Origin of the sequence: Pseudomonas sp. UBA6323, from assembly GCF_002439135.1 — a bacterium.
GTDB lineage: Bacteria > Pseudomonadota > Gammaproteobacteria > Pseudomonadales > Pseudomonadaceae > Aquipseudomonas.
Genome location: NZ_DJSX01000051.1, coordinates 1 through 10383, shown reverse-complemented (window position 1 = coordinate 10383; position 10383 = coordinate 1). Strand labels below are relative to the sequence as shown.

The following is a 10383-nucleotide window of genomic DNA, read 5'->3' as shown; positions in this document are numbered from 1 at the left end:
TCGGCGACCACGGCGAAACCACGCCCGGCCTCGCCGGCACGCGCCGCTTCGATGGCCGCGTTGAGCGCCAGCAGGTTGGTCTGCTCGGCGATGGAACGGATCACGTCAAGTACGCTGACGATCGACTGCACGTCCTGCTGCAGGCTGTCGAGCGACACGCCACTGCTGCGGATGTCCTCGACCAGTGAGTGAATGCGCTGGATGCTGCCGTCGACCACGCTTTTGGCCGCCTGACCTTCGCGGTCAGTCTGCTGCGCGGCCTCGGCGGCATTCTGCGCGCTCTTGGCCACTTCATGAGCGGCGGCCGACATCTCATTGATCGCCGTAGCCACCTGATCGGTTTCGTGGCGCTGCTGCCCCATCGCCTGCTCCGAACGCTGCGCCTGCTCCGCCACCTGACTCACCAGGCCGGTAAGTTGCCCGGTCATCTCCACGATCTGCCGCACCAGGTCATGGATCTTCTCGACAAAGCGATTGAAGGAGCCGGCCAACTCGCCCAGTTCGTCCTGATTGGTGACCGGCAAGCGCCGGGTCAGGTCACCCTCGCCTGCGGCAATATCGTCGAGATTGGCCTTGATCTGCTGCAGCGGCCGCAGGAACGCATTGCCCAGCCATACGCCAATCACACCGAACACCACCAGCAGAATCGCCGCCACCACCACGATGCTGGTGATGATGGTGCCGATGCGCTCATCGATATCGTCTTCGACCTCCCTGATCCCCGCTTCGACGCCGTCGAGGTTGAGCGCCGTACCGACGGCCATGTCCCATTTTGGCAGGTAGTAGCTGTAGGCGAGCTTGGGCACCATCACCGACTCGTTGCCCGGCAGCGGCGAGGAATAGTTGACGAAGTAGCTGTTGTTCTTCGCCACGTTGACCAGTTCACGGTTGATATACACCCCGTTCGGGTCGCGGCGGTCGGCCAGGCTCTTGCCGACGTCCACGGGGCTGTCGCCGCGGAACAGGCGCACCACGTTGGAATCGTGGCCGAAGAAATAGCCATCGGCGCCATATTTGATCTTGGAGAGGATGGCGATGGCCTGTTCGCGACTGGCCATGTCGCCTTGTGCTGCCCCATCGTAAAGCCCCTTCACCGAGCCAAGGGCGATCTGCATGTAGTGCTCGAGCTCGCTGCGCTTTTCCTGCAGCAGACGCTCGCGCGTCTCTGCCACCTCGTCGGCCGCCAGGCTCTGCAATACCTTGGCCGCCGTGCCACTGAGCACCAGCGCGAAGAGGATGACGGGAACCAGCGCAAGCAGTATCACCTTGGTTTTCAATGTGAGGCGCATTCTTGTTGTCCTTTTATGCGGAACAAAAAACGGGGCTACCGGTATATCGACAGCCCCGTGGAAGAATTAAGCGACCCAAGGCGCCGAGAACTTAATCCGGCGCATTCACGCCTTTACAGGAGCATAGCGGCCGCCCAGCCGAACGCCAGCAGCGGCAGGTTGTAGTGCAGGAAGGTAGGTACCACGCTGTCCCAGATGTGGTTGTGCTGGCCATCGGCGTTGAGCCCCGAGGTTGGCCCGAGGGTGGAGTCCGATGCCGGTGAGCCGGCATCGCCCAGCGCGCCGGCAGTCCCGACGATGGAGACGATGGCCAGCGGGCTGAAACCCAGCTGCACACCAAGCGGCACGAAGATCGCCGCAATGATCGGGATGGTGGAAAAGGAAGAGCCAATACCCATGGTCACCAGCAACCCGACCAGCAGCATCAGCAGCGCGCCGACCGCCTTGTTGTGGCCGATCAAGGCTGCCGAGCTGTCGACCAGCGTCTGCACCTCACCGGTGGTCTTCATCACCTCGGCGAAGCCGGCCGCGGCGATCATGATGAAGCCGATCATGGCCATCATCTTCATGCCTTCGGTGAACAGGCCGTCCGCCTCTTTCCAGCGCACCACGCCGGATACCGAGAAGATCACGAAGCCGACCAGCGCGCCGATGATCATCGAGTCCAGCCACAGCTGCACGACGAAAGCCGCGGCGATGGCCAGCCCCGCAACCAGCAGGCTCAGCGGGTTGTACTGGACATCCACGCGCTCGCTCTGTGCAACCTTTTCCAGGTCATACACGCGCTTGCCGCGATAACTGAACAGCACCGCCACGAACAGGCCGAAGAGCATGCCCAGCGCCGGAATGGCCATGGCGTGAGTGATGCTGATACCGGTGACATCGACACCGGACTTGGCCACGTTGGCCAGCAGGATCTCGTTGAGGAAGATACCGCCAAAGCCAACCGGCAGAAACATGTAAGGCGTGATCAGGCCGAAGGTCAGCACACAGGCGATCAGACGACGGTCGAGCTGCAACTTGCTCAACACGTAGAGCAACGGCGGTACCAGCAACGGGATGAAGGCGATGTGGATCGGCAGCAGGTTCTGCGAGGAGATCGCGACCGCCAGCAGCAACGCGATCAGCAGCCATTTCAACGCCCCGCCCCTACTGTCCTGCTGCTTGTCGACCAGCGCCAGCGCGCGATCCGCTAGCGCATGCGCCAGGCCGGACTTGGCGATGGCAACAGCGAAAGCACCGAGCAGTGCGTAGGACAGCGCAACCGTAGCCCCGCCACCCAGCCCCTGGTTGAACGCCTTCAGCGTGCCCTCGATACCCAGCCCGCCCAGCAGGCCGCCGGCCAGTGCGCCGATGATCAGTGCCACGACCACGTGTACGCGACAAAGACTGAGGACCAGCATGATGCCGACCGCGGCGATTACAGCGTTCATAAACACTCCACCTGCACAACGCAAAAAGCCGCGTACTGTGCCGCATGCGGACTATCCTGTCAAAATCGACGATCGTTCAGAATTCAAAGCGAAGCGTGCACAATCCCGAGCGCACAGCAATCGATCAAGAATGCCCGACGCATACCGATAACCGTACTGGTCCATGTAGAAAGGAACGCACCATGCTGTTCAGTCGTCTTTCGATCCAATGGAAGATCACCCTGCTCGCCGGCCTCTGCCTTCTCGCCATCGTCACCCTGTTGGTGGGCGCCTCGCAGTACCAGTCCAGCCGCAGCGCCAGCCTGGTGCGCGACGCCAGTTCCAGCATGCTCGAGGAAAGCGCCAAGCTGCGCCTGAAAGCGCGCAGCGAATTACAGGCCATCCGCATTCAGCGCTACTTCATGGACGCCTATCAGTACGGCAAGGGATTTTCCCGGCAGATTCTGTTCCTGCGCGAACAGGCTGAGAAACGCTTCCTTGACGCGTTCGACCTGCGTGAGGACCTGACTCGCCAGGTACGCAGCAGCCTGGAAGCCAATCCGGACCTGCTCGGCCTGTATCTGGTATTCGAGCCCAACGCCCTGGATGGTAAGGATGAGCTGTTCGCCGACCAAGCCGATCTCGGCAGCAACGAACGCGGACGCTTCGCCCTGTACTGGGCGCAGCCCACCGTCGGCCAACTGGAAGCCGAGGCGATGAACGAAGAGTTGCTCGGCGACACCACGCCCGGTGACAACGGCATTGCCTACAACGCCTGGTATACCTGCCCGCGCGAAACGCGCCAGCCCTGCGTACTGGAACCGTATTACGACGACGTCGACGGACAAAGGACGTTGATGACCAGCATCGCTTTCCCGCTGGAGCTCGAAGGCAAGATCATCGGCGTGATGGGCGTGGATATCAGCCTGGCCAGCCTGCAGCAAATCAGTCAGGAGGCCAACAGTGACCTGTATAGCGGGCAAGGCCACGTCAGCATCTTCAGCCCCGGCGCGCTGCTTGCCGGGCACAGCCGTGACGCGGGCCTGCTCAGTCAGCCTGTTGATCGCGCGTTCCCGGATCAGGCCAACGAACTGCGCGGCCTGATTCAAAGCGGCAGCGCTGCCGAATTGAAGCATGGCGATATGCTCCGTGAACTGAGCCCTTTCAAGCCGATTCCCGAGTCCAAACCCTGGACAGTTCTGCTTGAAGTTCCTCAGAGCGTCCTGCTCGAGCGCGCGACCAAACTGGGCGCTCAACTGGATGCGAACCGTGCCAGCGACAGCCTCGCAGCGCTGCTGATAGGCCTTGGCGCCGGGCTGGCCGGGCTCGTCCTGATGTGGCTGACCGCACGCGGCGTGACACGGCCGATTCTCGGCGTAGCCGCCATGCTCAAGGACATCGCCAGCGGCGAAGGCGATCTGACCCGCCGCCTGCAGCACGCCAGGCAGGATGAACTGGGCGAACTGGCCGGCTGGTTCAACCGCTTCCTCGACAAACTGCAGCCGATCATCGCCGACGTGAAGCGCAGCGTGATCGATGCCCGCGGTACCGCCGACAAGTCCGCGGCTATCGCCAGCCAGACCAGCGCCGGCATGCAGCAGCAGTACCGCGAAGTCGACCAGGTGGCGACCGCCTTCCAGGAGATGAGCGCCACTGCGCAGGATGTCGCGCACAACGCCGCACAGGCCGCAGAAGCGGCGCGCAACGCCGACCAGGCCAGCCGCGAAGGCCTGCAGGTGATCGACCGCACCACCAGCACCATTGACCTGCTGGCCAACGAAATGAACGTGGCCATGCAGGAAGTTGAAGGCCTGGCCAGCAGCAGCGAGCAGATCGGCTCGGTGCTCGAGGTGATTCGCTCGATCGCCGAGCAGACCAACCTTCTCGCCCTCAACGCCGCCATCGAAGCCGCACGCGCCGGTGAAGCCGGGCGCGGTTTTGCCGTGGTCGCCGACGAGGTGCGCAACCTGGCCAAACGCACGCAGGATTCGGTCGAGGAAATTCGCCAGGTGATCGAGGGCCTGCAGAACGGCACGCGCGAGGTGGTCAGCACCATGCACAGCAGTCATCGTCAGGCACAGGGCAGCGTCGAGCAGGTGCAGCAGGCCGTAGCCGCGCTGCAGCGCATCAGTCAGGCGGTCAGCACCATTACCGACATGAACCTGCAGATCGCCAGCGCCGCGGAGGAGCAGAGCTCGGTGGCCGAGGAGATCAACCGCAACGTTGCATCGATCCGCGACGTCACCGAGGCCATCACTGCGCAAGCAGATGAGTCGGCACAGGTGAGTCAGAACCTTAACCGCCTGGCCAATCATCAGCAGGGCCTGATGGACCAGTTCCGCGTTTGACGCCAAATCATCCCTGATCTGGCGGCGCTTCCCTTGCAGCGTAGGCAGGCAATCGCCTAGCCTGCGTTCTTTTTTGGGGAAGCAGCATGCTCAATATCGCCTTGGTCGCCGGCTCCAGCCGTAACAACAGCCAATCGGGAAAGGTCGCCCGCGTATTGCGTCAGCGCCTGATCGAGATGGGCCAAACCACTCAGGACACCAGCAGCATCATCGATCTGGGCCTGGCCCCACTGCCGCTCTGGCCGGCGGAAGATGCCGGCCCCTGGGGCATGTATCAGCAGCAACTGGCTGCCGCCGATGCGGTAGTGATCATCGCGCCGGAGTGGAACGGCATGGCCTGCCCGGCGATCAAGAACTTCTTCATCTACGCCAGCAAGGCCGAGCTGGCGCATAAACCCGGCCTGCTGGTTGGCGTTTCCTCCGGCATTGGCGGCGCCTATCCCATCGGTGAACTGCGCGCCTCCAGCTACAAGAACTGCCGCCTGTGCTATCTGCCGGAGCACCTGATCGTGCGCCAGGTCGAGAAGGTTCTGAACGGTCCGCAACCGGTTGATGACGCCGATGAGCGAATCCGCGCGCGCATCGACTATGCGCTCGACGTATTGGTGCGTTATGCCCACGCCCTGCAGCCGGTGCGCGCAGCCATCAGCTTCGACAATCCGGCCTTCACCAACGGCATGTAAGGGATCGTCTTGCACGTCCCTTAGGGTGGGTTAGCGGCGCTGAACACTGCGTTTGCAGACGCCAGCGAACTTATCGCGCCGCGTAACCCACCAGCGATGGCTCGCCCGGCGCAAGGCCATGAACCCGGCCTCAGCTCAACGCCGCGGCAAGCTGACCATCACCCGCAGCCCACCCAAGGGGCTGTCCTGCAGTTCGATACGGCCGTTCCAGGCCTCAATGATATCGCGCACGATACCCAGCCCCAGGCCATGCCCCGCCACCTGTTCGTCCAGGCGAGTGCCGCGGCCAAGCACGGCCTCACGGCGTTCGGCATCGATGCCGGGGCCGTCGTCATCGACGTATAGGCGATAGCCGTCGGCGCTCTCCTTTACCGTCAGTTGCACGCGCTGATCGGCCCATTTGCAGGCGTTGTCCAGCAGGTTGCCGAGCAGCTCCAACAAGTCCTCACGGTCACGCGGCAGAACCAGATCCGCCGGCGCTTGCCAATCCAGACTCAGGCCACGGTCATGAATCATCGACAAGGTGGCGAACAGTCCCGGCAACTCCTGCGTGCAATCGAAACGCGCCCCCGGCAGCACCTCGCCGGCCAGACGCGCACGCCCAAGCTCGCGGCTCAGACGTTGCTCGATCTGCTCCAACTGCTCGCGCATGCTCGCACGCAACGCCGGATGGGCGGCCATCTCCTCACGGCCGGCCAGGCTGATCAGCACCGCCAAAGGTGTCTTCAGTGCATGGCCGAGGTTGCCCAGCGCATTACGCGAGCGCTTGAGCGTGTCCTCGGTATGCGCCAACAGGTGGTTGATCTGCGCTACCAGCGATTCCAGCTCCTCGGGCACCTCGGCATCCAGCTCGGTACGCCGCCCTTGCTGCAACTGCACGATCTGCTGACGCACTTGCTCCAGCGGGCGCAACGCCCGGTGCACGGTATAACGCTGCGCCATCAGGATCAGCAGCAATGCGGCACCTCCCAGTCCAAGACCAACCCACTGCATACGGCGAAAGCTCTGCAGTATCGGTTGGTAGTCCTGCGCCACGCTGATCGACAGATTTTCGCCATAGCGGCGGTAATCGGCGCGGTAGATCAACAGCAACTGACCCTGCGGGCCGTCGCCCAGCTCGGCCTGCATGCCGGCGCCATTGGGTTTGAGCAATTCACGATCCCACAGCGAGCGTGAACGCCAGCTGCGATCGGAAAAATCGATGCGAAAGTAATGCCCGGAGAATTGCCGCTGGAACGAGGGATCGAGGCGTCGCTCATCCAGTTGCAGACCTGAAGGCCCGCGCACCAGCGCCGCCAGCAGTCCCTGTGCTTCATCGCGCAGATCTTCTTCCAGGTAGGCACGCAGGCCGCGGTCGAACACCCAGAGGCTGGCCTGCGCCAGAACCAATCCAACCAGCAACAGCGTCGCGGCCAGGCCAATACCGAGCCGACGCTGAATGGACCTCAACCCTGCTCTCCGGTAAAGCGGTAGCCCTGCCCTCGTCGCGTCTCGATCACATTGCGCCCAAGCTTGCCGCGCAGGCGATTGACGTGCACTTCGATGACGTTGGAGTCGCGCTCGGTCTCGCCGTCATACAGGTGGTCGGCAAGATGGCTTTTGGAGAGGATTTGGCCGGGATGCAGCATGAAATAGCGCAGGAGACGAAACTCGGCAGCGGTCAGGTCGACGGCCTCGCCGCCCGAGGTCACGCACTGGCGGCTCTCGTCCAGTTGCAGACCGGCAGCTTCCAGTTGCGGCTGGTTGGCCAGGCCATGGGCGCGGCGCAACAGCGCCTGAATGCGCAGAGCCAGCTCCTCGGGATGAAAGGGTTTGGTCAGGTAGTCGTCTGCACCGGCCTTCAGCCCCTCGATGCGCTCGGCCCAGGAGCCGCGCGCGGTGAGCACCAGCACCGGAGTCGCCAGGCCACCGGCGCGCCACTCCTGCAGCACCTCCAGTCCCGGCTTGCCCGGTAGACCGAGGTCGAGAATGATCAGGTCATAAGGCTCGCTCGCGCCCTGATAGGCTGCGTCACGCCCATCGGCCAGCCAATCCACGGCGTAACCCTGGCGAGTCAGGCTGGCGGTCAGTTCGTCGGCCAGGGGTACATGATCTTCCACCAGCAACAGGCGCATCAGTCGTCTTCCTCATCCTTCAGAATATTGCCGTTGCGGGCATCCAGTTCCAGCTCGCGCACCACGCCCGAGGTGGTCAGAATCTCGACTTCATAGACCAGCACGCCGTCTTCCTCCTCCAGCTCCGCCTCGAGCAGCGTGGAGCCGGGATATGCCTTGCCGATGTGCTGCATCAATTGCTCGAACGGCATGATGATGCCCTCACGGCGCAAGCGCAGGGCCTCATCCTGGTCGAGATCACGCGCAATGCCTGGGACGCTGCCAAAACCACAGGCCAGCGCCAGCAACAGCGCGGTGGTACGTTGAAACTTCATCAATCGTCCTGGTGGTTCTTGAGAATTTCCCCGGTGCTGGCGTCCAGCTCCAGGTCCCATTGCACGTCTTGAACGTCGCGCAGCTCGATCTGATAGATATAGCGGCCATATTCATCTTCCAGCTCGGTTTCCTCGATGCGCGCACCGGGGTGCTGAGCCAGGGCCGCTTCATTGAGCTGTTCGAAGGACTTGATGGTACCGGCATCGCGTAGACGCATAGCTTCGTCCGGGCCGAGATCACGCGCCTGGGCAATGGTAGCGGCGCTGACAAGGGTGGCAAGTGCCGCGAGGCTGAGCAATCGTTTCATGGGGTTCTCCAGCAGTGAATCAGTGACTCCCACTCTAGGCCCAGGCACTTAATTCAAGCTGAATTCACTTGCGTCATTCACCGCGTGAAGTGGCTTGGCCTGCTCAATCAGCGCTCTATAATCGCCTGTTCGAAAGGAGGCATCGATGAGCGCGATCCATATCAAATCCCCTGCCCTGACACTCAAGGCCGGTCCCAGAGCCATGGCACGAATTCGCCGGGATGGCCTGAACCCGGCAGACGTTGGCATCCTGCCTGGCGCGGCAGGCGGCCCCAAGGGAATTGGTATTCAGGGACTGGATCTCGCACTGTTTGCTGACTGGCTGCCCCGGGCACCACGCGAGCGCGCCCTGATCGGTGCCTCCATCGGCTCCTGGCGCTTCGCCAGTGCCTGTCTGCCGGACGCCGCAGCGGGTATTCGACGGCTCGGCGAGCTGTACACCTCTCAACGCTTCGCCAAAGGCGTGAGCATGGCAGACGTATCGGGCAGTTGCCGACAGATGCTCAACGAACTGCTCGCAGGCCAAGACGCAGCTATCATCGCCAACCCGCACTATCGCCTGCATATCGTGGTGGTGAAGAGCCACGGCCTGCTGCAGCACGATCATCGCGGCAAACTGAGCCTCGGCCTGTCATCGGTAATAGGCAACAACTTGCTGGCCCGCCAACGCCTGGGACGTCATTTCGACCGGGTGATCCTGCATGATGCGCGGCAGACACCACCTTTGGCGCAGCTCAGCGACTTCCGTTCGCACTTCCACGCATTGACCGCGGAAAACCTGCGTTACGCCCTGCTGGCATCAGGCTCGATTCCCATGGTGATGGAAGCGATTCGCGAAATACCGGGGCTGGAGCCAGGCGCCTATCGCGATGGCGGCCTGCTCGACTACCACCTCGACCTGCCCTACGACGGCAACGATATAGTCCTCTACCCGCACTTCACCGATCGCGTGATACCTGGCTGGTTCGACAAGAGCATGCCCTGGCGCCGCGGCGACCGTACGCGCCTGCAGAATGCCGTACTAGTCGCGCCATCGCGGGAATACCTTGCTCGCCTGCCCCACGGGAAACTGCCGGATCGCACCGACTTCAAGCGCTATCTGGGCAATGATGACGGCCGCGAGCGCTATTGGCGTCAGGCAATGGCCGAGAGCGTACGGCTCGGTGACGAATTTCTCGAACTGGTCGAAAGCGGCCGCCTGGCAGAGCGTCTGCAATCACTTTGAAGAACGCACTCAACCTGTAGAGCGGATATGACAAGGCGGCTATCGGGACCAGACCTGATAAACTGCGCCGCTCACGCCAATCAGGCGCAATCCTCTACACGAGCGCTGTTCAGTGGAATTGTTCAAAGAGTTCATCTTCGAGGCGGCCCACCGCCTGCCACACGTACCGCAAGGCCATAAATGCGGCCGCCTGCATGGCCACTCCTTCCGAGTCGCCATCTATATCGAAGGTGAAGTCGACCCTTATACCGGCTGGATTCGCGACTTCTCCGAGATCAAGGCGATCTTCAAGCCGATCTACGAGCAGCTCGACCACAATTACCTGAACGACATCCCCGGCCTGGAAAACCCCACCAGCGAAGTGCTGGCCAAGTGGATCTGGCAGCAGGTCAAACCATTGCTGCCGGAACTGTCGCGGGTACGCATCCACGAAACCTGCACCAGCGGCTGCGAATACCGCGGCGCCTGATCAACCAACAGAAAAACCAAGGCCACCTTCGAGGTGGCCTTTTTATTGGTCCAACGCACCTGAACCTGTAGGAGCGAGCTCTACTCGCGAAGCCTGTCAGCTCAACCCAAGGTGAAAGCCACGTACCGCTGTGACCGCATCCGCGCAGTGCCCGCAGCGTTGTTTTCCACGCCGCAAAGAAGAAACCCCAGACCGCTTTGGCGATCTGGGGTTTCGTATAG

General features: G+C 62.3%; 10 protein-coding genes and 1 pseudogene. 5 read left to right on the top strand and 6 right to left on the bottom strand.

Annotated features, from left to right (window positions below; genetic code table 11):
* Both B3P22_RS12035 and B3P22_RS12030 read right to left on the bottom strand, forming a co-directional pair.
* On the bottom strand, positions 1–1289 hold a 1289-nt coding region (locus tag B3P22_RS12035), incomplete at its 3' end, for a methyl-accepting chemotaxis protein (RefSeq protein ID WP_296271113.1).
* Between the two features lie 113 nt (positions 1290–1402).
* Positions 1403–2722, bottom strand: a complete 1320-nt coding sequence (locus B3P22_RS12030; RefSeq protein ID WP_296271112.1) for a Na+/H+ antiporter family protein — start codon at positions 2720–2722, stop codon at positions 1403–1405.
* A 44-nt stretch (positions 2723–2766) separates the two neighbouring features.
* Here B3P22_RS12030 and B3P22_RS23920 point away from each other — a divergent pair.
* The 3 genes and pseudogenes from B3P22_RS23920 to B3P22_RS12020 all read left to right on the top strand — a co-directional run.
* Positions 2767–4143: pseudogene (locus B3P22_RS23920) on the top strand (chemotaxis protein); the annotation flags it as partial.
* Between the two features lie 150 nt (positions 4144–4293).
* Positions 4294–5049 (top strand): methyl-accepting chemotaxis protein, encoded by a 756-nt coding sequence (locus B3P22_RS23915; RefSeq protein WP_418804137.1) that lies wholly within the window; start codon positions 4294–4296, stop codon positions 5047–5049.
* An 86-nt stretch (positions 5050–5135) separates the two neighbouring features.
* A complete protein-coding gene (locus B3P22_RS12020; RefSeq protein ID WP_296271110.1) occupies positions 5136–5732 on the top strand; it encodes an NADPH-dependent FMN reductase in 597 nt (198 codons plus the stop codon).
* Positions 5733–5867: 135 nt separating this feature from the next.
* On the opposite strand, the gene B3P22_RS12015 is transcribed toward B3P22_RS12020, so the two are convergent.
* The 4 genes from B3P22_RS12015 to B3P22_RS12000 are packed head-to-tail and all read right to left on the bottom strand — an operon-like array spanning position 5868 to position 8468.
* A complete protein-coding gene (locus B3P22_RS12015) occupies positions 5868–7181 on the bottom strand; it encodes an ATP-binding protein (RefSeq protein WP_296271109.1) in 1314 nt (437 codons plus the stop codon).
* Positions 7178–7846: a response regulator transcription factor gene (locus B3P22_RS12010; protein WP_197859072.1), complete on the bottom strand. Its 669-nt coding sequence runs from the start codon at positions 7844–7846 to the stop codon at positions 7178–7180. Before B3P22_RS12010 ends, B3P22_RS12015 begins: the two co-directional genes overlap by 4 nt.
* Positions 7846–8160, bottom strand: a complete 315-nt coding sequence (locus tag B3P22_RS12005) for a PepSY domain-containing protein (RefSeq protein WP_296271108.1) — start codon at positions 8158–8160, stop codon at positions 7846–7848. Before B3P22_RS12005 ends, B3P22_RS12010 begins: the two co-directional genes overlap by 1 nt.
* The gene (locus B3P22_RS12000) at positions 8160–8468 is read right to left on the bottom strand and encodes a PepSY domain-containing protein (protein ID WP_296271107.1); all 309 of its coding nucleotides are present in this window, start codon (positions 8466–8468) and stop codon (positions 8160–8162) included. Before B3P22_RS12000 ends, B3P22_RS12005 begins: the two co-directional genes overlap by 1 nt.
* A 145-nt stretch (positions 8469–8613) precedes the next feature.
* On the opposite strand from B3P22_RS12000, the gene B3P22_RS11995 reads away from it, so the two are divergent.
* Together B3P22_RS11995 and queD are read left to right on the top strand one after the other, a co-directional pair.
* Positions 8614–9693: a patatin-like phospholipase family protein gene (locus tag B3P22_RS11995; protein WP_296271106.1), complete on the top strand. Its 1080-nt coding sequence runs from the start codon at positions 8614–8616 to the stop codon at positions 9691–9693.
* Between the two features lie 112 nt (positions 9694–9805).
* Positions 9806–10162, top strand: coding sequence for a 6-carboxytetrahydropterin synthase QueD (queD, locus tag B3P22_RS11990; protein WP_296271105.1), 357 nt, complete (start codon positions 9806–9808; stop codon positions 10160–10162).
* The last annotated feature ends 221 nt before the right edge of the window (positions 10163–10383 follow it).